This is a genomic window from Metabacillus sediminilitoris (assembly GCF_009720625.1).
Lineage (GTDB): Bacteria > Bacillota > Bacilli > Bacillales > Bacillaceae > Metabacillus > Metabacillus sediminilitoris.
Window position 1 is genome coordinate 342,802 of record NZ_CP046266.1, and the last position, 25,437, is coordinate 368,238.

Below are 25,437 nucleotides of genomic sequence, written 5' to 3' on the forward strand. Positions count from 1 at the left end.
ACTGACATCACGTGTCAGTCCCTTTTATTATGGTCCAGCAAAATAGGGTATTGAAGGGAAGGGAACACCTTACTACTTAAGGGCTTTATACACTTACACTTTTTTGTTACCCCTTCCAATAATACCGTTCATTATCTTGGTTTGCTGAGATGTCAATTTGTGACTTAATCTTTGATTTTGATGATGAAACAGTTGCATCTATCTCATTGGAAATCTCCTGTAGTGTAGAAGTTTCAGATTTATTAGGGACATGGTGTGACGAACGTTGTTGTGAAAGAACTTGAATCAGTTCGGAGGTTAGCTCACTACGCTTTTGATACTCGCTAAGAAAAAATGCGATGGCAATGATGATTCCCCCACCAATTATGCATGATATGTAAGGTCCGATTGTAGATCCAGTCATTTGAATAACCATAAGATGAATAGATCCACCATACATTTCCTGTTCTTCTTTTACAGCTTTCATTGCCATGGAGATGTGATTGATAATTCCACCTGTACCAAGAAGGATTAAAAAACCTCCAAAACTAATTAGAAATTTCTTCAAACGTTCCACTCCCGCCTGTCAGTAATTTTTTACAATTTTATCATAATTTCGGATATGTATCTATCAAGACAATAAATATTCAAATAGATGTTTTTTGAGATTTAATAAACGAAATGAATTGTACAAATGTAAGAAGAATCGTATGAAAGAGAATATTTAATATTTTACCTAGAACATTTTTAAATTTCCTGAAATAATATTTGATATTTTCTGAATATAAAGTATAATTGGATAATCTTATTAAGAAGGTGGATTTATAATGAATATTTTAGCAAGAATAAGTACAGCGGCAGGAAATACTTTTATTATTTGGGTATTGTTATTTACTGCTTTAGCAATGGTATTTCCAGGTGGTTTTACTTGGATTGGCCCGTACATTTCTATTTTACTTGGAATAATTATGTTCGGGATGGGTTTGACTTTATCGGTAGAAGATTTTAAGGCAGTTTTTAAGCAGCCTTTCGCAGTATTTGTTGGTGTGGCTGCACAATATATTATTATGCCAGGTATCGCTTACCTTTTAGCAGTGGGGTTAAATCTTCCACCGGAATTAGCAGTAGGGGTAATATTAGTTGGATGTTGTCCTGGAGGAACAGCCTCAAATGTCATGACGTATTTGGCAAAAGGGAATATTGCATTATCACTTGCGGTTTCAGCGGTTGCGACGTTAGTTTCTCCAATCTTGACACCTGCACTTATATACTTACTTGCTAGTCAATGGCTTCCTGTAGACGGTAAGGATATGCTGATCTCAACGATTCAGATTGTTCTCGTTCCGATTATTTTAGGTATCTTCTTTAAATGGTTACTGAAGGACAAAGCGGAAGAAGGAGCGAAAGTACTGCCTTTGGTTTCAGTTATCGGAATTGTGGGTGTTATATCAGCTGTTGTAGCAGGTAATAAAGATCAAATTTTAGAATCTGGTCTGCTTATGTTAGGTGTGGTAATTCTGCATAATTTAGTAGGATTGGTGTTAGGATTTTTCATTTCAAAAGTTTGTAAGTTTCCTTACTCTGATCAAAAGGCGATCGCTATCGAGGTTGGGATGCAGAATTCTGGTCTAGCAGCAGCCTTAGCTACAGCCCATTTTTCTCCACTTACAGCAGTACCAAGTGCGATTTTCAGTGTGTGGCATAATATATCAGGTCCACTTGTGGCAACGTATTGGTCAAAAAAGGCACAGAAAGATGTTCAGGAAATCAAAGAAAATAAAAAAATTGTGTGAAATTTTAATGATTTATTATATTTAAAGCATTATTCTACAAAAGAGGCTAAATCCAAAGTGGATCACACTTTGGATTTAGCCTCTTCTTTCGTTTTATTAATTTTCTTCTGTTAGTCTTTGTTCCATTTTATCAAATGTAGTTTCAACCTCTGTTGACGGTGCTTTTGTTAATAGACTTATAACAATGACTGCAATTAAGCTAAATGCGAAGCCTGGTATCATTTCATACATAAAGCTTTTCGCCGCAGGAATGTTCACCCAGATCAAAACGGTTAATGCACCGATGATAATACCTGATAATGCACCCCACTTGGTCATACGTTTCCAGTACAAGCTTAATAGAATCGCAGGACCAAATGCTGAACCAAATCCAGCCCATGCATATCCAACAAGACCTAATATTGTGTCATTAGGATTGATAGATAAGAAGATAGCAATAATTGCAACAATTAAAACAGATAGTCTGCCAATTAGAACAAGCTCTTTATCAGTAGCGTTTCTTCGGAAGAAAGACTTATAAAAATCCTCTGTTATTGCACTAGCAGTAACAAGAAGTTGTGAGGAAATTGTACTCATGATTGCTGCTAATATGGCTGCAAGTAAGAAACCTGTAATGAGTGGATGGAACAATAACTCTGAGAAATAAATAAAAATTGTTTCTGGATCATCTAATGATGCCCCTGATTTCGAAATGTAGGCTGCACCTACAAGCCCAGTAAGCATGGCACCAATTATTGAAATAATCATCCAGCCCATTCCAATCCTTCGAGCGGGTTTTAGTTCTTTTAGTGAAGAAATGGCCATAAAGCGGACAATAATATGCGGCTGCCCAAAATAACCAAGCCCCCATGCTAGAAGAGATATAATGCCGATCACAGAAGTACCTGTAAAGATATTAAGCATAGAAGGATCAATCTGATGAATCTCATCAAACGTAGGTCCAAATCCGCCAATATCCGTTAGCGCCACAATAGGTACGAGAACAAGAGCAATGAACATAATTAATCCTTGCACAAAATCTGTTAAACTAACAGCTAAAAATCCCCCAAATAATGTATAGGCGATGACCACTCCAGCAGTTAGCAGCAATCCAAATTGATAATTAAAACCAAATGCTGATTCAAAAAGTGTACCTCCTGAAACTAAGCCTGCTGAGGTATACAAGGTAAAGAAAATAAAGATAACGAGTGCGGAAAAACTACGTAAAATTTTTGTATGATCACCAAATCGATTTTCAAAAAAATCAGGGATGGTAATTGAATCATTTGCAATCTCTGTATACGTTCGGAGACGAGGCGCGACAAGTAAGTAATTAAGATAAGCCCCAATTGTCAATCCGATCGCTAGCCATATACTTGAAAGACCTGATACATACATCGCTCCCGGCAACCCCATCAGCATCCAGCCACTCATATCTGATGCACCGGCAGAAAGGGCAGTAACGGCTGGTCCTAAGCCACGGCCTCCTAACATATAGTCTGAAAGGTTTGACGTTTTCCTATAAGCGTACCAACCAATCAATAGCATGCCGATCATGTAGATGGACAAAGATATTATGATTTCTAAATTCACCAAATCGCTCCTTTTGTTGTATTTTCCTTTGAAGTTTGAATATTCCAGCTTCTCGGGATTTTGTTTATGGTTATTAAAGCTATCAAACTATTACCCAAAGTTCAAGGGAATGTAACGAAATGGAAAGGCCTGTCTACCCAAGTTAGTTACTAACACAGCACAAGTGGAAACGTTTACAAAAATAAGTTAAAGTAAAACTATTCAGAATAATCAAAATAAGAAAAGGCAGAGAAAAATTTTCATATCCGCCTAGGCAAATCACTAGTATCATTCATAGGATACTAGTAAAGCGAATGATGAGGAGGGTGGATAATGAGTGATCCAATGAAAATGATGAATGATTTCTTTCAAAATCGCCCTAAGAGGACTCTTTTAGATTCAATCGACAATGTTTTCAGAAAAACTCATGATGCAAATTTTTCAACAGAGGTTGTAGAAACAGATCATCATTTTAAGATTATCGCTGAACTTCCCGGTGTTCCAAAAGAATATATCAATGTAGAAATACGTGGTGAAGATGTATTAATTGAAGTGAAGAAGCAAAAAAATCTCACCCGAAAACTTGGTGGTATACGTACAATAACGTTACCGAATTATGTCATTAAACGTACCATGAAAGCTGTTTATCGAGATGGAATGTTGGAGATTCGCTTAGATAAGAAGAAGCCAACAAGAATTGAAATTGAGTAAATAATACCGCTGGTGATTATAACTGGCGGTTTTTTAATAAGAAAAAACTCGGTTGATTTTGTCATTTTGTTTGAATGAATTTGTTGATAAGCTGATATCTTCGTATATAAACGGAATATTATAGGAAGAAATATGTTGAGCAAACCAACAACATAAGATAATTTACGGACAAGCTGTCATATTCAATATTCCTGATAGCTAATAGGCTTTTCCTTCGTGAATTGTTGATTAAATACACGTTAGTTTGGTATCATCAGAGTATTGTGTGTGCACGATTTTTTGGAGGTGAAAGGTTATGTCAAGAATTTCAACTGATCAGGTTAAACACGTAGCAAATTTAGCACGTTTAGCGATTACAGAAGAGGATGCTGAGCTTTTTGCTAGTCAGTTAGATGCCATCATTACATTTGCTGAGCAACTAAATGAAGTAGATACAGATAATGTGAAGCCAACATCACATGTATTAGATATGAAAAATGTTATGAGAGAAGATATTCCGAAAAAAGGGTTAGACAACGAAGAAGTTGTTAAAAATGCCCCAGATCATGCAGATGGGTATATTCGTGTACCATCAATTTTAGAATAAGGGAGGGACAAGCGTGGCTCTATTTGATCGTAAAATATCAGAATTAAAAGAACTTTTACATAAAAAGGAAATCACCGTTTCAGACTTAGTTGATGAATCGTATAAACGGATTCAAGAGGTAGATGACAAGGTTGGAGCGTTTTTAACATTAAATGAAGGAAATGCGCGTACATATGCCAAAGAATTGGATGAAGCATTGAAAAGTCGAAACGAATTCGGCTTATTATTCGGTATGCCAATTGGTATAAAGGATAATATCGTCACAAAAGGATTACGTACAACATGTGCAAGTAAAATTCTCGAAAACTTTGATCCAATATATGATGCGACAGTTATGAAGCATCTGCAAACGGCTGAGGCTGTTACAATTGGTAAATTAAATATGGACGAGTTTGCAATGGGATCTTCTACAGAAAACTCTGGCTTCAAACCAACGAGAAATCCTTGGAATCTTGAAACTGTACCAGGCGGATCAAGCGGTGGATCAGCAGCTGCAGTTGCAGCAGGTGAAGTTCCGTTCTCACTAGGTTCAGATACAGGTGGTTCAATCCGTCAGCCTGCAGCATTTTGTGGTGTAGTTGGGTTAAAACCAACATATGGCCGTATTTCGCGATTTGGATTAGTTGCGTTTGCTTCATCATTAGACCAAATTGGTCCAATTACACGTAATGTTGAGGATAACGCTTATCTGTTACAAGCTATTTCTGGTGTTGATGAAATGGATTCAACTTCTGCAAATGTTGAAGTACCAGATTTTCTTTCTTCTTTAACTGGTGATGTAAAAGGATTAAAAATTGCTGTTCCTAAAGAATATTTAGGTGAAGGCGTACAAGAAGAAGTAAAGCAGTCTGTTTTAGATGCGCTTAAAGTACTTGAAGGACTTGGGGCGACATGGGAAGAGGTATCGTTACCACACTCTAAATACGCACTTGCTACTTATTATTTATTATCTTCATCTGAAGCATCAGCAAACCTGTCTCGATTTGATGGTGTTCGATATGGATACCGTACAGATAATGCAGAAAACTTAATTGACCTATACAAACAAAGCCGTGCTGAAGGTTTCGGTAATGAAGTAAAGCGTCGAATTATGTTAGGAACATTTGCACTAAGCTCTGGTTACTATGATGCTTACTACAAAAAAGCACAAAAAGTACGGACATTAATTAAAAAAGATTTTGAAGATGTATTTGAAAAGTATGATGTCATTATTGGGCCAACAACACCGACACCAGCATTTAAAATTGGTGAAAATGTAAAAGATCCGTTAACAATGTATGCAAATGATATTTTGACGATTCCGGTTAACCTTGCTGGTGTACCAGGAATTTCTGTTCCATGTGGGCTTTCAAACGGTTTACCACTTGGTCTGCAAATTATCGGTAAGCATTTTGACGAAAGCACTATCTATCGTGTTGCATATGCATTTGAGCAGGCAACAGAACATCATAAAGCAAAACCTGAACTGTAAGGGGTGAGAAAACCATGAATTATGAAACGGTTATCGGACTAGAGGTCCATGTTGAGTTAAAAACAGATTCTAAAATCTTTTCAAGTGCGCCAAACCATTTTGGTGCAGAACCTAATACAAATACAACAGTTGTGGAACTAGGTTATCCTGGTGTGTTACCAGTGTTAAATAAGAAGGTTGTTGATTTTGCAATGAAGGCATGTATGGCGCTAAATTGTGAAGTGGCAACAGAAACGAAGTTTGATCGTAAAAATTATTTTTATCCGGATAATCCAAAGGCATATCAAATCTCTCAATTTGATAAGCCCATTGGTGAAAACGGCTGGATTGATATTGAAGTAAATGGTGAAACGAAGCGTATTGGGATTACGCGTATTCATATGGAAGAGGACGCTGGAAAACTCATTCATTCAAACGACGGCTATTCATTAGTTGACCTCAATCGTCAAGGAACGCCGCTGATTGAAATCGTGTCAGAACCAGATATTCGTACACCTGAAGAAGCATATGCTTATTTAGAAAAGCTAAAAGCCATTATTCAATATACAGAAGTTTCTGATTGTAAAATGGAAGAAGGCTCACTTCGTTGTGATGCAAACATTTCTTTGCGTCCTGTTGGACAAGAAGAATTCGGTACTAAAACAGAGCTTAAAAACTTAAACTCATTTGCGTTCGTTCAAAAAGGGCTAGAATACGAAGAGAAACGTCAAGAAAAGGTTCTTCGCTCTGGCGGGGTGATCGATCAAGAGACTCGCCGCTATGATGAAGCAACGAAAAAAACGATCCTAATGCGTGTTAAAGAAGGATCTGACGATTATCGTTATTTCCCAGAACCAGACCTTGTTGAACTATACATTGATGATGAGTGGAAGGAACGTATTCGTGCTTCCATTCCAGAACTTCCTGACGCTCGTCGCAAACGTTATATAGAAGAACTAGGGCTGCCTGAATATGATGCTCAAGTTTTAACAATGACAAAAGAAATGTCCGATTTCTTTGAAGAAACGTTAGCTGCTGGTGCAGAGGCGAAACAAGCATCTAACTGGATCATGGGTGAAGTTTCAGCGTATTTAAATGCAGAAGGAAAAGAACTGAAAGATGTTGCTCTAACAGCAGAAGGCTTAGCTGGAATGATCAAATTAATTGAAAATGGAACAATTTCTTCTAAGATCGCAAAGCAAGTATTCAAAGAATTGATCGAAAATGGCGGAGATGCTGAAGCAATCGTAAAAGAAAAAGGCTTAGTTCAAATTTCTGATGATGAAACACTCCGTAAATTTGTGACAGAAGCTTTAGATGCAAATCCGCAATCAGTAGATGATTTTAAAAATGGAAAACAAAAAGCAATTGGTTTCCTAGTCGGTCAGATTATGAAGGCAACAAAAGGACAAGCAAATCCGCCGATGGTAAATAAACTATTGATGGAAGAAATTCAAAAGCGTTAAAAAAGTGAATAAAAATATATGAATACATTGAAAAGCAGTGGATGATAATAGAATCGCACTGCTTTTCTTTGTTTTCTTATAGGTATGAAATGAGGAGCGAGGGTGAACGCAAATAACGGATATGAAACCGCTGCTTTCTATGAGGGAAGCTAGGGGCCGGATCCAAGTTTAGCAAAAGATAATGTGGCTTTACAAAGCGTGATAAGTCCGCTAACTTCCAACTGGAGAAAAACGTGCAATAATGGAAGTCTCGCACTATTTGATAAAAAAATAGTTTTTTCATATAGTTTACAATCTCTTAAATGAAAAGGTACTATAAAGTAAGGAATATTCATTTGTACGCGTGTATTGTTTGAGAGGGGAAAGTAGTTGATGGAAAATTCACGACATTTTAAGAGTGAAATGTTCAAGAAGTTTATCTTGAATAATCGTTTTGTCCTATTCTTACTCGTTTTATTATTAATAGGAATCAATATCTTAATTTTTAGAGAGGTCTCGTTTATCTTTACACCTTTTGAGGTACTCTTTAAAACAGTGCTATTACCTATTATAATGGCAGCGGTATTCTATTATTTGCTAAACCCTATCGTTAATTATCTTGAAAAGCTAAAGGTAAAAAGAGTGTATTCCATTCTTTTGTTATATATCCTTATCATTGGATTGATCAGCATTTTAATTGTATCTGTCATTCCTTTCTTGCGAGAGCAAGTTATGAGTTTGGTACAGAAATTCCCACAATATGCGAGAGATGTTGAGGCTTTAATTGAACAAATTGTGGGTAGTAAATTTGTATATGAAGCACAAAAAACGTTAAATATTGATGTAGCAGATCTTGCTAATAATATTTCTACCCAAGTTACAAAACTAGTTAACAACACATGGACGGGAATTGGAACATTTGTAGGTGTTGTTAAGGATTTCTTATTAGCTTTAATTATTTTACCGTTTATCTTGTTTTATTTATTAAAGGATGGAATGAAACTTCCTTCCTATATTTTAAAATTTTTACCTATTCCATTACGCAGCCAGTCATTTGAAGTAATGAAGGAGATCAATAGCAGTATCAGTCTTTATATTAGAGGGCAGATTATTGTGAGTTTTTGTATAGGAATTCTAATGTTTATTGGATTTCTTATCATTGGGCTTGAATATGCTTCATTATTAGCTTTAATCGCTGCATTTACAAGTGTTGTCCCATATTTAGGACCTGCCATTGCAATTACCCCTGCATTAATCATAGCAATCGTTACATCGCCAATCATGCTTCTTAAATTAATCATTGTTTGGACTGTTGTGCAATTGATCGAGGGGAAATTTATCTCACCGCAAATCATGGGAAGAAATCTCCATATTCATCCAATTACAATTATATTTGTTATTTTAACAGCAGGTAATTTATTTGGAGTTAAAGGGGTCATTTTGGCGGTACCGGGATATGCAATTTTAAAGGTCATTGCAACACATTTGTTTGAATGGGTTAAAACGAGAAGTGAACTATATAAAGAAAATAAAATTGACTCATTAGAGCAAAATAACGAAACAAACTAAAATCACAGTGGCCTTTTACCTCTGTGATTTTTTATCCCTCATATAGTCAAAAATGGAAGTCATGTCTTATTACAAATGGTAAATTTTAATAGAATATTAATTCCAAAAGGGGTTTAATGTTAAGATTTTGTAAATTTTTTAATAAGTTGTTGTAAATTCGACAAAAACCCATAAAATAATACATTGGATGAAGAAAAAATAGATCCTATTTAATGGAGGTTTTCAAATGGTATTTGGAACAAAAAAAGATGTGTTCTTCGAGAAGTTATTACTAATTGCTAATAACATCGAAGAATCTGCAAAATACTTAATTGAAGTAAAAGTAAAAAATGTTAGTGATCTAAAAGAAATTGCTACAGTCATGAAGAGTTATGAAAGCAAGGGAGATACATATATACACGAATTAATTGTAGATTTAAATAAAACGTTTATTACACCAATTGAACGGGAAGATATTCTACAATTAGCAATGAAAATGGATGATGTTCTAGATGGTATGGAACAATGTGTAGCGTATTATGAAATGTTCTCTTTTACAGCATTTGATGAATATATTGAAAAATTTGTATCGTATATTTACAAAAGTACGATTGAAATCAGAAAAGCAATGGAATTATTATCGAATAAAAAATTACTTGATATGAGAATGCATTCAATCGAGATTAAAGATATTGAATCAAAATGTGATGAGCTTTTACGTGTATCGATTAAACATTTATTTGCTATCCAAAAAGATCCAATCAAAATTATCCAGCATAAAGAAATTTACGAAATGCTTGAGAAGATATCTGATAGCTCGCAAGATGTAGCAAATACTATTGAAACCATTATCATGCGTAACGCGTAAGGGAGCATAAGATACGATTATGGATACACTTCTACTACTAACGATCTTAGTTGTTATATGTGCTCTAGCATTTGATTTTATCAATGGATTTCATGATACCGCTAATGCAATAGCAACATCTGTGTCAACACGTGCTTTGTCACCTAGAAAGGCGATCATCTTAGCGGCAGTCATGAACTTTATCGGAGCTTTGACATTTACAGGAGTAGCAAAAACGATAACAAAGGATATTGTCGATCCATTTGCGTTAGAAAACGGTTCAGTGGTTATCTTAGCTGCACTTCTTGCTGCAATTACTTGGAATCTAATTACATGGTATTATGGCATTCCTAGTAGTTCTTCACATGCATTAATTGGATCGATCGCAGGTGCAGCCATTTCTGCTGCGGGTTTTGGCATCCTGAATTGGAATGGTTTTATTAAAATCCTTCAGGCACTAGTTGTTTCGCCATTTTTGGCTTTAGCTGTCGGATTTATCATGATGACTTTATTTGCAATTATTTTTAGAAAAACGAATTTATATAAATCTAATAAAGGATTTAGAGTGTTTCAAGTAGCGACAGCTGCTTTACAATCCTTTACTCACGGAACAAATGATGCCCAAAAGGCAATGGGGATTATTACGATGGCCCTTATTGCTGCAAACTATCACACTTCAGATGACATCCCTTTTTGGGTTCGAATTGCTGCGGCTACCGCAATGGGGATAGGGACTTCAATTGGTGGTTGGAAAATCATTAAGACAGTCGGCGGTAAAATTATGAAGATCCGTCCTGTTAACGGTGCGGCTGCGGATTTATCTTCTGCCTTAATTATATTTGGAGCTACAACGATCCATCTTCCTGTAAGTACAACACACGTTATTTCTTCTGCAATTATGGGCGTAGGTTCAGCACAGCGTGTAAAAGGAGTAAAATGGGGAGTAGCTAGAAAAATCGTTGTTACATGGATTATTACCTTGCCTATTTCAGCGATTTTAGCGGGAATTATTTATCAAATTTTGAATTTATTCTTTTAAATAAAAATGCATACGAGAAAAACCAAAAGACTTTACTTTAATGAAAGTAGAGTCTTTTGGTTTATCTTATGAAATAAATGATTGAATAACTTTACATTTCTTAATAAAAATGGTGATAATAATAGTTGGGCATTTAAAGGTAAATAACGTTTTGTTTGGGTATGATATGGATATAGTTATACATGTATCAAAGGCGAACATAATTTATTTTTATAAAAATAGGCTATACATTATTAGTTAATAGGGATGATGGGGATGAAAAGAGCAAGAATTATCTATAATCCAACTTCAGGACGCGAGCTTTTTAAAAAGCATTTACCTGAGGTTTTACAAAAGTTTGAACAAGCTGGTTATGAAACGTCATGTCATGCAACAACTTGTGAAGGAGATGCAATTCAAGCAGCTAAAGCAGCAAGTGAACGCGGCTTTGATCTAATTGTTGCAGCTGGCGGAGATGGCACAATTAATGAAGTAGTTAATGGTATTGCCGAGCTTCAAAATAGACCACAGCTTGCTGTTATTCCTGTTGGTACAACAAATGATTTTGCACGGGCTATAGGAATTCCGTTAAATAATGTCACTCAAGCAGTTGAGGCTATTTTACAGGGACAACCTAAAAAAATTGACATCGGACGTGTGAATGACCAATACTTTATCAATATTGCAGGTGGGGGTCGTTTGACAGAGTTGACTTATGAGGTGCCAAGTAAGTTAAAAACAATGGTCGGACAACTTGCTTACTATTTAAAAGGTATGGAGATGCTGCCATCTTTACGCCCTGTTGAAGTCGAAATTGAATATGATGGAAAGTTATTTCAAGGTGAAATCATGTTATTTCTAGTTTCACTGACAAATTCAGTTGGAGGATTTGAAAAGTTAGCGCCAGATTCAAGTTTAAATGATGGCATGTTTGATTTGTTAATCTTGAAAAAAGCAAACTTAGCAGAATTTATTCGCGTTGCAACTCTGGCTATACGTGGTGAACATATAAATGATGAACATATTATTTATACGAAAGCAAATCGAGTAAAGGTTACGAATAAAGATAAAATGCAATTAAATCTTGATGGTGAATACGGTGGTCTGCTTCCAGGCGAATTCGTTAACATGTATCAGCATATTGAGTTTTTAGTATCATCAGAAAAAGCAAGACAAATGGAAGAATAAGAAACTTGGCAGAACAATGGCCAAGTTTTTTTAACGATTAGGTTTCAACTAAAGATTGCATGAAAAGGAAGAAACAATATGTCAAAAATTCAAGCACCAGTAATAAAAAATGAATATTATGATGTGACCTTTGAGGACTTAACCCATGAAGGTGCAGGTGTTGCGAAAATAGAAGGGTTTCCTGTTTTTGTAGAAAATGCGCTGCCAGACGAACGTGGGAAAATAAAAATTATCAAGGTGAAAAAAGGCTTTGCGTTTGGACGCCTAATTGAACTATATGAAGAAAGTAAAAATCGCACCGAAGCACCTTGCCCAATCTATTCACAATGTGGCGGCTGCCAGCTTCAACATCTTAGCTATGAAGGTCAGCTGCTTTTTAAGAAAAAGCAAGTTGAGCAAGTTCTTACTAGAATTGGAAAATTAGATTTACACAAAGTCAAGGTTCATCCTACCATTGGTATGAACGAACCTTGGAACTACCGAAACAAAGCCCAAGTACCTATCGGAGAACGTGAAGGCGGATTAGTTGCAGGATTTTACCAAAAGCGGAGCCACGATATTATAGATATGGAAAGATGTTTGATTCAGCAAGCTGAAAATGATGATGTGGTACAAGCTGTAAAGAAAATATGCGAGAAATATGGGATTCGTGCTTACAATGAAGAAAAGCACAAAGGCTGTCTCCGTCATATTATGGTACGCTATGGCCTTGTTACGAAGGAAATGATGGTTGTGTTTGTAACAAAAACAGCAGACTTCCAACAAAAGAATGAAATTATTAACGAAATCACAGCAAAATTTCCGCAAGTGAAATCAATTGTTCAAAACATTAATAATAAGCGTACAAACGTCATTTTCGGCAATGATACAAATGTCCTTTGGGGCGAAGAATATATTTATGACAAAATCGGCGATGTTAAGTTTGCTATCTCTGCACGATCCTTCTATCAAGTAAACCCTGAGCAAACAAAGGTATTATATGATAAGGCATTAGAGTATGCAGGGCTTACAGGAACTGAATCAGTTATTGATGCCTATTGCGGTATTGGCACAATCTCATTATTCCTTGCTCAAAAAGCAAAAAAAGTATTTGGAGTCGAAATCGTACCGGAAGCGATAGAAGACGCAAAGAGAAATGCAGAACTTAATGGATTTACAAATGCAGAATTTGCTGTTGGTGAAGCCGAGGTTGTCATTCCTGCATGGTATAACAAAGGGAATAAAGCAGATGTCATCGTTGTTGATCCGCCGCGAAAGGGCTGTGATGAAGCATTGCTTAAGACGATTTTGGATATGAAGCCTAAGCGTGTGGTATATGTGTCTTGTAATCCTGGGACCTTGGCGCGTGATCTTCATTTTCTTGAGCAGGGTGGGTATGAGACTGTAGAAGTGCAGCCGGTGGATATGTTTCCGCATACGACGCATTGTGAAGCGGTCGCGTGGTTGGAGTTGGTATAATAGATAAGCAGTTGATATAGAAAAAATCTATACCATCTGCTTTTTTGTTTATAAAAATACCATTCAGGACCAATTTTCGTTAAAATAAACATTGCCGATTTTCACAATAGTTTTTCACAAATTATAAATGTCTAAATGTACTTGTGTTTGATAATAAGTTATTAAGCATGATATAAGTGTAAAAGAAGTGGAACATTTGGCTTTATCCCACTCTTAACGGGCAGTAAGACCCCTATCTCAAGATGATGAGTATACAAAGCAGCTAGGTGGGGGATCAACTGCCCGTAAAGGTCCGATAAGGGCGACTAACCATCAGTGGGGATGAAGGAAAACCCCAACTGATGGAAGTCTACTTTATATTTTTTGACCGAGAGTTTGAAGTTGTATCCATAGTGAGAGGATTTGAGTTTGAAATGATAGATAATTTTTGGCGTGATTTACCTCGACCATTTTTTGTACTTGCACCAATGGAAGATGTGACAGATGTTGTTTTTCGTCACGTAGTAAGTGAAGCCGGTCGACCGGATGTATTTTTCACAGAGTTTACAAACTCGGATAGCTATTGTCATCCAGAGGGCATGAAAAGTGTGCGTGGCCGTTTGATTTTTACAGAAGATGAACAGCCAATGGTGGCACATATTTGGGGGGATAATCCCGAATATTTCCGTCAAATGAGTATTGGCATGGCAGAGCTAGGATTTAAAGGCATCGATATTAACATGGGCTGCCCTGTACCGAATGTGGCATCGAGAGGGAAGGGTAGCGGCCTTATTCTGCGTCCAGACGTTGCGGCAGAGCTTATTCAAGCAGCAAAAGCGGGCGGACTGCCTGTCAGCGTGAAAACACGACTTGGCTATAAGGAGGTTCAGGAGTGGGAGGAGTGGCTAACGCATATTTTTAAACAGGATATTGCGAACCTTTCTATTCATTTACGTACAAGAAAGGAAATGAGCCAAGTAGATGCGCATTGGGAGCTAATTCCGGAAATCAAAAAATTACGTGACCGTATCGCACCAAATACGCTGCTAACAATCAATGGAGACATTCCTGACCGTCAAACTGGGCTGCAGCTTGCTGAACAATATGGTATTGATGGCGTTATGATCGGGCGAGGTATTTTTAAAAATCCTTTTGCTTTTGAAAAAGAGCCAAAAGAGCATAGCAGTAAAGAATACCTTGATCTTTTAAGACTGCAGCTTGATCTTCAAGATCAATATGCGGAAGCACTGCCACGTTCAATCACAGGGCTTCATCGCTTTTTCAAAATTTATGTCAAAGGATTCCGTGGAGCTGGTGAATTAAGAAATCAATTGATGAACACGAAATCAACAGATGAAGTGCGTGCATTGCTTGATAACTTTGGAAAAGAATGTTGATGGGACGGGGACGGTGAAAGGATGTAACTCTCAAATAGTTAGAGAAAAAATGAATCACATCAACTCATGTGTACTTATTTTATTTAGTTTCAAGTTCCTTTGCAGCCGGCAACTTTTGTTTTGATAAAGTCTGTTTTCTGAAAGAAAAAGGTCTTAAGAATGTAATAAACCCACCAGCACCCTTGTGTTGCCACATACACTCTGCACATGTGGAGTGTGTGTCGCATCTAGTCTTAAAAGAAGCAACAGGAATCCATTAAGGTTTTTTTGCTGCAATATAAATGTCGGAATGGAGAATCAATAATAAATTCGAGGTGTACTAACCTCTTCCATTTCCAGTCTATCTATTAATCGATGTAAAATCACTGTCGTTCATTCATAAAAAAATTGAGACTTTGAAGAAGTTCTTGTTTGTGTTTATCCCGTCTTAACGGGCAGTAAGACCCCTACCACAAAACTCGAGAAAATCGAGAAGGATAGGTAGGGGATCAACGCCAGTAAAGATTCGATAAGTGCGACAAGATCTTTTCTAAGAGCTTCAGCTCTTAGAAAAGTCAGTTAGGCTCTAGGTGATAAGGTCTGAACTTGCACTACCTATGCTCCGAAAACCCCTACTGTTGGAAGTCTTCATTATGAGAATTACCTTTTTACGTTTCTTGTTATAACGACTGCTGGTAGAGATTCAATGGAAAGTTTAAAAGATAAAAAGCAGCTCCTTATTAATTTGAGCTACATTTTTTAAAGTTGAATGTTTTTAATATGGGTAATGTGTTACCGAAAGAAAATTTTGTTCTAATCCAGCTTTATTTAAGATTGCTTTGATACTTGATAATATTAATTTACGATATTTGGCAAGTTTTTTTCTGTTTTAATAGAAAATGGTAGAGAGCGTCTCGTTCTTCTGTACTTACATTCCATTCGTCAGGGATAGAAGTCATAACTTCATAGATTTTTTCGTTTGGCAAATCTACAATTTTATCTATATACGATGTTAGTTCCTCGGTATCATTTAAAATAGTGTACACCCATTTATAAAATGGCCATTGGAAGTTATAAGCTGGCTCATTATTAAGCGATTGGGTTGTCCATTGGTAGCCACCTGGAAAACATCTTCCGTGATCAATCATATGGATGCAGTAACTGCCGTTACCAAGACGTTCTAAAATAACATTCATTGTACCTCTATCAGAGTTATTCAACCATTGGTCAAATACCATTATACCTGCAAGTTGATCTCGATTATTAACTTCTGCAGGGGAAGGAGGAGTTAATCTGACATCTTCGAATGGGATACTGTTTTTAATGTAGACGCAACCAAAATGATATCCAGAAATATAGTTATGTTTCTTTTGTTGAAGTTCCGGAGTTTACTTTAGAAAATCCTCTGGAATATAGACAAGTTTAAATGGAATGATCGGAAGTGAAAGGAGTTGTGCCAATTTGGCAACCACATATTCATTGACCACTTCTTTTCCTCTTCCTTCTTTACTCCAAACCACTTCACCGCATATTCTTTACCATCATTAAAAAGTATGACATGAGCCGTTCCCCCTCTTAACTCTTGTACATATTTAACAGGGTAAAGCGGCTGTTCCTTACTGATATTGCTTTGTCCCATAAAGAATTGACCCCCTACTTATTTCTTTTTTAAATTGTTTTCAATTAAGGCGTATAGCCTTTGTTGTTCTTGAATTTGTTTATTGGAATCAAATTTTTCTTCGATCACCTGTCTTGCACGTTCGGTATATCCTTTCCATTCTTCTGGGTGATCTAGGAAGTATTTTAACCCTTGAGCCAATTCAAAGTCATTTTTCTCGGGTGCAAGGTATCCTGTACTTTTATGCTTGATTAATTCTGGAATCCCCCCGTTATAGGTCGAGACGACTGGTAATCCACTGGCCATGGCTTCCTTTAATGCATTTGGAATCCCTTCGACATCACCATCTACACCTGTTTCACTGGCTAGGCAAAAAAGATGTGCCTCTCTTAATTCCTTTGAAATTTTCTTTGAATCCATTGGTCCTCTAAGAAAAATACGATTGTTTAATTTGTGTTCATGAATATATGATTTTAATTTCTCTTCATCTTTGCCAGTTCCAATAATGTGCAATGTTGTTCGCGGGTATTCATGTTGAATTCGTTGAAATGCCTTAAAAAGTGTCAGAAATCCTTTTTTCTCTACAAGTCTGGCGACCGATAATATTTTGATTTCCCCTTCCTTTGGTAAGGAATGTTCAGTAAAGGAGTATAGATTTAAATCCAGACCGCCATATAAAACATGAACTTTGTCTCCAGGAAACCCTAATTTTTTTAATTCCTCTGCAAGAAATTGGCAAACGGCGAAATAACCAGCTCCATGTTTTATTAAATGTTGATAGCGTTCAAGATTTTTCTGATATCTCTTTTCCGTTTGGGTTGAAGAATCACGGCCTCGAAAATGGACGATTAAAGGGACGTTATACTTTATAGCGGCTGGTAATATTACAAGGGCATGCTTACCTTGATGAGCGTGAATCGCTACAACATTTTGCTCCTTAAAGAAGACCCCCAGATCTTTAATTTCACTCAAATTATAATAATGTTCAAACTGAAATAAAGTATTGTGGCTATTTGGGAAAGGTCCTATTACAATGGGTCGATACTGATTTAACTTAACAGTCTGAATGTACATAAATCCCTGATTTATTTTAATAGGTTCCTTGATATAAAAAACGATAGATTTCAATTTTTATATCTCTTCCTTCCTTATAGAAATCAAATTTTCAATAAAGCTTTGAAAATTTGCCGATCCCTTTCACATAAATCTTCTGGAAAAGCAGATAATTTAAAGAATTGTACTTTTTGTATTTCATCTTCATCTGGTTTTAGATCTCCACTACGTATATCTTCTGTCACATATGCAATGGTAACAGGATAGTATTCATCACCATTAGGAAGCTTAGTAAAATAGTTTTTTCCTGAAAAAACACCAATTAGTCGAAGGCTACCTATGTTAATACCTGTTTCCTCCAATATTTCACGTCTGCAGGCCTCTTCTGCAGATTCCCCCAATTCGATAAAGCCTCCAGGCAATTTCCACATATTATCGGATTCTACCATCAGAAATCGTCTGTGCCGATCGATAACCAAAACGGTTACACCTGTTAGGACTAAAGGTTTTGTACTACGAGTGCACGTAATTCTTCAATGTATCCCATTACATGCCTCCTTTCCTGATGATTCACTTATTTTTAGAAGCTATCACATGTAATCCTTCTTTATTAAATTCATAAAGAAATAGATATGAAACGGACAAAGATATATTTTCCAGTATTTTTTGTAAGACCGTAAATCTTTTGTAAAAATCATAAATTATTGTGAAAACTTAAGACCTTGAAGTTTAGCACAACTATTTAACGGATTCATTCTATTAATATTTAACCTATTTTTCTGAAAAAGTGATACTTACCTAAAACACTTAATCGATTTTAATATGATAGGTTAAGATTGTCCAAAAGAGGGTGATGGTAAGTGAATGACTTTACATTAATTAAAGTTGAAAGAATTGAAACGAGCGGTAAAAAGAATCTAATAATCGATAATCCCACCAAATTAAAACAAATCGTGAAAGGAAGTCAAGGTGCCGTTTTTCAGATTAGTGAAGATCGTTTTGTGGGAATTTATGTCAATCCAAATGCAGCCATAAAAGAAGGGAAAGCACTTGAAGCAGCGAAGGATCTTAATATTGTTCCACAGCTTTTTGAAGTTGGACTGAATTACGCGTTATGGAGTATTTGAAAGGGCAGAATTTAAAAGAACCTATCCTTCCTTGATTTTCTTGAAGTCTTGAGGTAGGCGTCTTACTGCCCGTTAAGAAGGGATAAAAGTTACGCACCTATCTAATAGGAATAATAAATTTCAAGACTATAAAAGGGAGAATAAATAAGGTTGACTTCGTGAAAATTATTCTAATAAACGGTTGCGCAGGATTTATTGGATTTCACTTGGCCAAAAGATTACTTTTAAAAATTATGTAATTATCGGAGTAGATAATTATAATGGCCTACGGTGAATGTGGTCTGATGGGTGATTTTGGAAGAAGTATTTTAACAACATACAAAATGAAGAAGCAGAAAACCATAAAAGGTTATCTGCTTTGTTTCATTTTGTCGATTCAAGGTGTTTGATCTCAATATTGTTGAAGATCGCTGTTCCGCCTTCTGAGAAGAGAGTAATGCCTTGATCATATGCTGCAGGGAATATTAAATTGGAATGAGCGATCCTTCCATCATCCACAAAGACTTCAATACTAGATTTATCAACAAGTATCTTCAAGTGAACTTGCTGCTTGCTGCCATCAAATTGCGCTTTGCTTTCTACATTTTGATTGCTTTCGTCAGGGTGTCCGGCCATCAATCGATTAACATAAGAGTATTGTTGTAGTGGATCAACAAATATACCGACATCGACGTGGCTTTCCTGATTAGTCGATTCTCTGAGCCGCAGGCCAGCATTTTTAATCTCTGTCCAAGAGATATCTGCCTCTAATTGATAAACATCGCCTTTGACAGCAAGTGTTTCGGAGCCATTTACTTCAATTTGTTTAAAAGAGTCTATTGAAGTTGTTAATTGATTTACAGCTTCAATTGGCTGTGAGGCTAAATAGTATAGATTGTTTCCTTCATGCCTTAGTTCAATTTGACGTACAATTGAATCCATTCCGTTAAAGTCCTCTTGCAATGTTGGGGTGTTATGAGCATATGCCCAGTTATTCATCCAAGCGAAGGCGTAACGTTTTTTATATTTATCGCTTTCTTTTCCATCTTCAAACGTTACTCCGCCATACCAATCAAAGCCATAATCTAACCATTGCGGTTCATTCTGGTCGGGGTTAAATTCCTTACCGTCAAAATATCCAGTCCAATAGGCATAAGTATTTGGCTGATCGATTGATTTCCCATTTGCGCTGACACCCAGCACCCATTTTAATGTTCCATCATTAGCACGCATCAAATAGAGATCTGGACATTCTAAAATTCCAATTTTTTCTGTAGCAAAACTGCTCATATAATGCCAATTCTTTAGGTTGTGAGACTCGTAAAAACCAATTTTCGATCCTTCCGCCATGACCATGACCCATTTATGATTTCTGTTATCCCAAATGATTTTCGGATCTCTAAAATCATATGTCCCTGGATTAAGCATAATCGGTTTGTCGCTAAAAGAGGTAAACGTCTTTCCTTTGTCTTTACTGTACCATAGAAATTGTTCCTGCTTGCCGCCATCTGCAGAAGGTTGTGTCACAATTGCGATGAAAGCACCTTTTCCAAACCCTGCTGTATTTTCCTTGTCTATCACGACTGAGCCTGACCATGGATCTCCATTTTTATTCGTATATTTGGGAATGGCAACGCCTTCATCATTCCAATGCAATAAATCTTTTGAAGTGGCATGCCGCCATTCTGTGCCATTCCCATTTGGATAATCACGATTATAGAGATAATAATAATGGTACCTTCCATCAATATAGATTGGTCTCTGAGGATCGTTTTTCCATTTATCCGGTACGGTAAAGTGGTATTGAGCTCGATACGAGTACTCATTATTTTCTGGTGTTGAATCCTCTTCCTTTGAAGGAGGATTTTCTTCTTTTTTGTTTGTTGATTTATTTATTTGATTAATCAAAAATCCGATTACGATGATGAGAGATAATCCAATCAATATGAAGCTCAACGATTTTACCCATTTTTTATTACATGTTTTTTTGTTCAAATAAACTCACCGCACTTATTGTTTTCCTTTTAAAAAAGGTAAGCTGCTTTTATATAAAAAGAAAATGCCAATTGATTTATTGGCATTTTCTTTTTGTGTTTTTTACTTTATCTGATAAAAGTATTGATTAATTCTATAATTATTTTATTGTTACTTGTCCTTGTTCAAGGATACTATTTTCCACTACAGAAGTTTTGTCGCCATTAATGTTAAGCTGGAAGCTTGGCGCAAATGTAGATTTGTGCTCTTCGAAGTAACCTCTATTTGTCATGTAACTTGTTACCACTGTATTATCACTGCCTTCTTGCGGAATAGCAAAGTGAGCGTAGTTCCAAGTAACATCATATGGATCAAGATCATGATGTAAAACAAGTCCAGTTTTATTTAAAGGTTTGTATGGTCCAGTTAAGGAATCTGATACATAACCTAGTAAATAAATATCTTCATTGTCAATTCCATCAATCGTCATTTTTGATCCACGTGAACTTGTGAATAAGTACCATTTTCCATCCTTTTTAAAGATGTTAGGACGTTCGATTTCATCAGTTACTGTGTTTGATGCAACTAATGGTTTCATAACACTTTTTAACGTATAATCATCATTAATTTCAATAATACCTAAAGCACCGTTTGAAATTTGAGCTAAATCTTTCTTAGGACTTTGTAACAATTTGCTTTTTTCATTTTGGAAGAAAACGTCACTTCCGCCATAGTAAGCTTTATTGAATAAAGATTCTTCACCTTGGTATCCAGTTTCAGTTCCTGTATTAGCTTCGAATACTAGATATTTATGACCATTTTCTTCGATATAGTGAGGATCTCTTAATGTATGGTTATCAGAATAATCACCATTTCCAAAAGCTTGCTCAACCGTTTGATAGAATTTCTCATCACCATCAAAGATTGATTTGTGATCTTCAATTCCATCTACTTTCAACGTGTTTGAACCTTGTTCAGATACATTGATTTGAGCTGTTGTTAATGTTTGTTTTCCGTAGAAGTTGTGTGCTGGATCCCAGCCATGACGGTTTGTATAGAACAAACGAACCTTTCCATCTTCAGTTAAAGTAGCTGAACCTGACCATTCTTCCGCTTGGTTTCTTAAGACAGGATCATCTGATTTGAATTTATCGGTATCTTTAAACACTCTACCTGCATTTTTCCAGCTATCAATTCCTGTGTCACCAATTTTTTTATAGAACATGTAAATAAAAGTGTCCCATCCTCTATCAGGGTCTCCAGCTAAACCGAAAACAATTTGGTAGCCATTATAATTTGCAACTGTTCCATCAGCATTTTGTAGCGGCCATGTGTCCCATACATCTAAATCAATTAAGTTACCTAACTCATCGTACCCTTTTGCAGAAGGGATATTTTTAATTTTAGATTCGTCGAATTGAGGTACTGTATATCTTGAATCACCTTGTTGTTCAATCATCTTGTGCATGTCTGAACGTGTTATATGGGAAATTCCATATGATTCATTGTGATCTCGGGAGTCTGTTTCTTTCGCATAAGTCAGCGATTCTCCCGCACCTAATAATATAGCTGTACTAAGTGTTACGACTGTTGCTTGTTTGGCAAATCTTTTAAAGTTCATCGGTCGTCCTCCTAGAATTTTTAGTTGTTACACGGGTGGTTCTTACCAGAACGGCTCAAGTGCCACCGTGTCCTTGTCTACAAATAGAATTATAGGGTAGTTACGATTCTGTGAATATGTCATAGATTGATAAGAATTTAGTCGTAAATTGATATATATAGGGGGATTTTAACGAAAGGCTATTTTTGCAAAATTTGTTGCTATTTACTAAGTAATGCGGTGAGGTTGATTGCAGCGAGAGATGCACGATGACCGCGGGGCGGGCGGTGAGCCTCCTCGGCGTAAACGCCTGCATGAGTCTCACCAGTCCCGCTACTCCCGCAGGAGTCTCGCAATCTGCTCCAATCAACCTGAAATAGTTTTGTTTTAAATTCAACAATCTCTTAGAAAAAATCCTAACGAAAAAAAACCCCGACAATGGGGGTGAACGATATCATTTGATTAAGGTGAAATAGATGATGAGGTTCGTACAGTTTTTAAGTTGAATTTCTATCTCACATTACATAAACATTTGGCTGTCCGCTAATAGCTTGAAATAGTTGTTAGCATGGTTACTGACTAGTAGCTCTATCCCAAGATTTCTGAAACTCTTGCAGTAACTGATCGCGATGAAGCTGTTTTCCGACATATAACTGTATGGAAGATCCCAATTCTTCTCTTACTCCGACAGGAAAATGAAACCAGTTAGAACTCAAGGTTTTTCCTTCTTTGTAATATGCTAATGTATCATTGGCAAGGGGACCTAAATGGTTAGACTCTATATTTTTAAAAGCAGGGATGAATTTAAATTGTTCAGTCATAAATGTTTGTCCTTGTTGGGAAGAAACCATCCAGTTTAAGAATTTTTTTGCTTCCTTTTTCTTTTCGGATGTTGATTGTTTGTTTACTACCCAATAATTTGAGACACTAACGACCAAGGCATCATTTTTACGTTCATCATTAATAGGTATTGGAAGAAAACCGATATTCATATCAGCCGATAATTGATCAATCATTGGCTGAACCCAGTTTCCTTGAAGAATCATTGCTGTAGCTCCTGTTGCAAACAAATTTACTTCCATATTGTAGTCCGTTGTTAGCGGATTATCATTTCCATATTTTATTGTTAAATCCAACAAATCAATGATATCCTTGAATTGTTGATTATTGGTGATTTTTTCTGTACCGGAATTGAGGTTTTTTATAAATGTGTTTGGATCTTCTTGTTGAGCGAACGCGATATTTAAAAGAAGTACCCCCAATTTCCAGTCCTCGTAATAACCATTAGCAAAAGGAGTAATGCCTGCTTTTTGTAATTGTTCTGAGGCCGCTCTTAATTCTGTTAGCGTTTTTGGTATCGTATTGATTCCTGCCTGTTTAAACAAATCCTTATTGTAAATAAAGCCGTATCCTTCCAAGTTAACTGGCATACCATAAATCTCTCCATTAAATGTCATTGGGGATAATGTATCCTTATAGGCATTCTTCACCCATGGTTGATCTGAAAGGTTTTCTAAATATTTCCGCCATAATTTCGCATATTCGAATCCAATGTTTGTAAAAATATCAGGACCTGTACCTGCAGCGATCTGTGCTTTTAGATCGGCAAGATCATCAGTTGCGCCACCAACAGTTTCTATCTGAATATCTATGTTAGGATTTTCCCTTTCATAAGCTTTTACCATTTGTTCGAACTGTTTTGAAATTTCTACTTTAGGATTTCTTACATTTAAGGTGATTTTTTGTTCGGCAATTTTTCTCTCTTTCGTTGTCGACTCCGTATTATTTTTTTGACATGCTGCAAGAGAAAGGCTCAGAGTTCCAATTAATAACATGTGTAATATCTCTTTTCTCATCAACTCACCCCAAGTATGTTTCACAAGATATAAATACGGAAATGATTTCAATCTATCTACTTGTCAATGCAAGTTTTTTATCTAAGTTTCGATACTCAAATGGTGTTATCCCAACTACCTTTTTGAATAGCTTTGAAAAGTATTTTTCATCTTTATAGCCAAGCATTAATGAAATAGATAAAATACTCTCATCTGTTTCACTTAGCCATGATTTTGCCTGATCAATTCTAAGATTCATAATGTATTTGGATAGGGGCATTCCAGTTTGTTGTTTAAATTTTCTTGAGATATGTTCGCGACTTAAGAAGAACCGGTTTGCCAGTTTTTCTAAACTTAGTTCTTCCATATAATACGTTTCTACATAAGCAACAATGTTTTGCATTCGCTGCGCATCATCCAAATCATTCAAACGGTGTATCGATCGGTATTTTTGGTCATCCATCGCTTTTTGTAAGTCTTGGTACAACCTAGGTATTTCATTTAATAAACGTAACGTTTTCCCGCTAACCAGTCGAACTGGAATGTCAAATTGATGACTAATCCATTCTTCAATCGCTAACCAATGCCTTTGTGTAGAAATAATAAGACAAAGATTTTGATCATGCTGAAGCGCAAATGCGTTTCCCCAATCTTGATTAAAGAGCTCATCAGCTAATAATTGAATGTATGGTTCTGAATGATGCATATGATAAAAGGAAATGAGTGTCACATCGTATTCATCTGCAAGGGGAAGAAATGAAGCGACTTCTAATTCTTCGAAAGGTTCCCCTAAACAAGCTTGTGTAACGACATGATTCATACGAAACCTTTTAACCTCTTCGAGTACGCCTTTCTCTTTGTTTTGACGCTCTTCCTTTTCACTCAGCCAGGACTCAATGGCTGCTGCCAATGTATTATTGAATGGATCAGCTTCAATCGGTTTTAATAAATAGTCGAAACTGTTGCACTGAATGGCTTTTCGCATAAATGAATAGTCGTCAAAGCCTGTTATGAAAATAACTTTGCCTGAATAAGCGATTGAGTTTAACCACTCCATGATTTCGATTCCGCTTATTCCGGGCATTTTTATGTCAGTGAATATAATTTCCGGATTTTGTCTTTCTATTATTTTTTTTGCTTCCTCTCCATTAGCTGCTTCTAAAACATCAGTGATCCCGTGTTGTTTCCACTGTCCTAAATGTCGAATAACATAACGGACATTGAACTCATCATCTATAATTAGAGCCTTCATGCAGTTCCAGCCTCCTTAACAAAAATTTTTAATGTAATAATAATCTAATTGTATAGAGTTGATATAAATG

21 protein-coding genes and 1 pseudogene are annotated in these 25,437 nt (G+C 36.3%); 12 read left to right on the plus strand and 10 right to left on the minus strand.

The genetic code is table 11. The features are described from left to right. Positions 1-106: 106 nt before the first annotated feature. Positions 107-547, minus strand: a complete 441-nt coding sequence (locus GMB29_RS01855; protein WP_136355728.1) for a hypothetical protein — start codon at positions 545-547, stop codon at positions 107-109. 259 nt (positions 548-806) lie between these two features. Here GMB29_RS01855 and GMB29_RS01860 point away from each other — a divergent pair, with 259 nt between their 5' ends. After that, entirely contained in the window at positions 807-1,772 is a 966-nt protein-coding gene (locus tag GMB29_RS01860; RefSeq protein WP_136355730.1) for a bile acid:sodium symporter family protein, read from the plus strand. 96 nt (positions 1,773-1,868) lie between these two features. On the opposite strand, the gene putP is transcribed toward GMB29_RS01860, so the two are convergent. Continuing rightward, positions 1,869-3,344, minus strand: coding sequence for a sodium/proline symporter PutP (gene putP / locus GMB29_RS01865; protein WP_136355732.1), 1,476 nt, complete (start codon positions 3,342-3,344; stop codon positions 1,869-1,871). Positions 3,345-3,656: 312 nt separating this feature from the next. Here putP and GMB29_RS01870 point away from each other — a divergent pair, with 312 nt between their 5' ends. The 10 genes from GMB29_RS01870 to GMB29_RS01915 all read left to right on the plus strand — a co-directional run bounded on the left by GMB29_RS01870 (position 3,657) and on the right by GMB29_RS01915 (position 14,950). Continuing rightward, positions 3,657-4,034, plus strand: a complete 378-nt coding sequence (locus tag GMB29_RS01870; RefSeq protein ID WP_136355734.1) for an Hsp20/alpha crystallin family protein — start codon at positions 3,657-3,659, stop codon at positions 4,032-4,034. 295 nt (positions 4,035-4,329) lie between these two features. Beyond that, entirely contained in the window at positions 4,330-4,620 is a 291-nt protein-coding gene (gene gatC / locus GMB29_RS01875) for an Asp-tRNA(Asn)/Glu-tRNA(Gln) amidotransferase subunit GatC (RefSeq protein WP_136355736.1), read from the plus strand. 13 nt (positions 4,621-4,633) lie between these two features. Next, positions 4,634-6,091: an Asp-tRNA(Asn)/Glu-tRNA(Gln) amidotransferase subunit GatA gene (gatA, locus tag GMB29_RS01880; RefSeq protein WP_136355738.1), complete on the plus strand. Its 1,458-nt coding sequence runs from the start codon at positions 4,634-4,636 to the stop codon at positions 6,089-6,091. A 14-nt stretch (positions 6,092-6,105) separates the two neighbouring features. Beyond that, positions 6,106-7,536: an Asp-tRNA(Asn)/Glu-tRNA(Gln) amidotransferase subunit GatB gene (gene gatB, locus GMB29_RS01885; RefSeq protein WP_136355740.1), complete on the plus strand. Its 1,431-nt coding sequence runs from the start codon at positions 6,106-6,108 to the stop codon at positions 7,534-7,536. A gap of 372 nt (positions 7,537-7,908) precedes the next feature. Continuing rightward, entirely contained in the window at positions 7,909-9,084 is a 1,176-nt protein-coding gene (locus tag GMB29_RS01890) for an AI-2E family transporter (protein WP_227551449.1), read from the plus strand. Positions 9,085-9,310: 226 nt separating this feature from the next. Continuing rightward, positions 9,311-9,931 carry a DUF47 domain-containing protein gene (locus GMB29_RS01895; RefSeq protein WP_136355741.1) on the plus strand — a complete coding sequence of 207 codons (621 nt, stop codon included), beginning with the start codon at positions 9,311-9,313 and terminating at the stop codon, positions 9,929-9,931. A 19-nt stretch (positions 9,932-9,950) separates the two neighbouring features. Continuing rightward, positions 9,951-10,949 carry an inorganic phosphate transporter gene (locus tag GMB29_RS01900; RefSeq protein ID WP_136355743.1) on the plus strand — a complete coding sequence of 333 codons (999 nt, stop codon included), beginning with the start codon at positions 9,951-9,953 and terminating at the stop codon, positions 10,947-10,949. 255 nt (positions 10,950-11,204) lie between these two features. Then, positions 11,205-12,116 (plus strand): diacylglycerol kinase, encoded by a 912-nt coding sequence (locus GMB29_RS01905; protein WP_136355745.1) that lies wholly within the window; start codon positions 11,205-11,207, stop codon positions 12,114-12,116. Positions 12,117-12,194: 78 nt separating this feature from the next. After that, positions 12,195-13,574, plus strand: coding sequence for a 23S rRNA (uracil(1939)-C(5))-methyltransferase RlmD (gene rlmD / locus GMB29_RS01910; protein ID WP_136355747.1), 1,380 nt, complete (start codon positions 12,195-12,197; stop codon positions 13,572-13,574). A 392-nt stretch (positions 13,575-13,966) separates the two neighbouring features. Continuing rightward, positions 13,967-14,950 (plus strand): tRNA dihydrouridine synthase, encoded by a 984-nt coding sequence (locus GMB29_RS01915; RefSeq protein ID WP_227551698.1) that lies wholly within the window; start codon positions 13,967-13,969, stop codon positions 14,948-14,950. Positions 14,951-15,789: 839 nt separating this feature from the next. On the opposite strand, the gene GMB29_RS01920 is transcribed toward GMB29_RS01915, so the two are convergent. The 4 genes and pseudogenes from GMB29_RS01920 to GMB29_RS01935 form a co-directional block, all read right to left on the minus strand. After that, positions 15,790-16,284, minus strand: coding sequence for a HipA family kinase (locus GMB29_RS01920; protein WP_319941509.1), 495 nt, complete (start codon positions 16,282-16,284; stop codon positions 15,790-15,792). 38 nt (positions 16,285-16,322) lie between these two features. Then, entirely contained in the window at positions 16,323-16,568 is a 246-nt protein-coding gene (locus GMB29_RS01925) for a hypothetical protein (RefSeq protein ID WP_136355754.1), read from the minus strand. Positions 16,569-16,586: 18 nt separating this feature from the next. Continuing rightward, positions 16,587-17,675: a glycosyltransferase gene (locus tag GMB29_RS01930; protein ID WP_227551450.1), complete on the minus strand. Its 1,089-nt coding sequence runs from the start codon at positions 17,673-17,675 to the stop codon at positions 16,587-16,589. Between the two features lie 29 nt (positions 17,676-17,704). Further along, positions 17,705-18,147 (minus strand): annotated as a pseudogene (locus GMB29_RS01935) (NUDIX hydrolase). Positions 18,148-18,460: 313 nt separating this feature from the next. Between GMB29_RS01935 and GMB29_RS01940 the strand changes: the two are divergent. After that, positions 18,461-18,727: a hypothetical protein gene (locus tag GMB29_RS01940; RefSeq protein ID WP_136355756.1), complete on the plus strand. Its 267-nt coding sequence runs from the start codon at positions 18,461-18,463 to the stop codon at positions 18,725-18,727. Positions 18,728-19,090: 363 nt separating this feature from the next. Here GMB29_RS01940 and GMB29_RS01945 read toward each other — a convergent pair whose 3' ends face one another. The 4 genes from GMB29_RS01945 to GMB29_RS01960 form a co-directional block, all read right to left on the minus strand. Beyond that, on the minus strand, positions 19,091-20,701 hold the full coding sequence (locus GMB29_RS01945) for a glycoside hydrolase family 32 protein (RefSeq protein ID WP_136355758.1): 1,611 nt from the start codon (positions 20,699-20,701) through the stop codon (positions 19,091-19,093). A 139-nt stretch (positions 20,702-20,840) separates the two neighbouring features. Continuing rightward, positions 20,841-22,301, minus strand: a complete 1,461-nt coding sequence (locus tag GMB29_RS01950; RefSeq protein ID WP_136355760.1) for a glycoside hydrolase family 68 protein — start codon at positions 22,299-22,301, stop codon at positions 20,841-20,843. 551 nt (positions 22,302-22,852) lie between these two features. After that, positions 22,853-24,136, minus strand: a complete 1,284-nt coding sequence (locus GMB29_RS01955) for an ABC transporter substrate-binding protein (protein WP_136355761.1) — start codon at positions 24,134-24,136, stop codon at positions 22,853-22,855. 52 nt (positions 24,137-24,188) lie between these two features. Continuing rightward, entirely contained in the window at positions 24,189-25,367 is a 1,179-nt protein-coding gene (locus GMB29_RS01960; RefSeq protein ID WP_136355763.1) for a response regulator, read from the minus strand. Between the last annotated feature and the right edge of the window lie 70 nt (positions 25,368-25,437).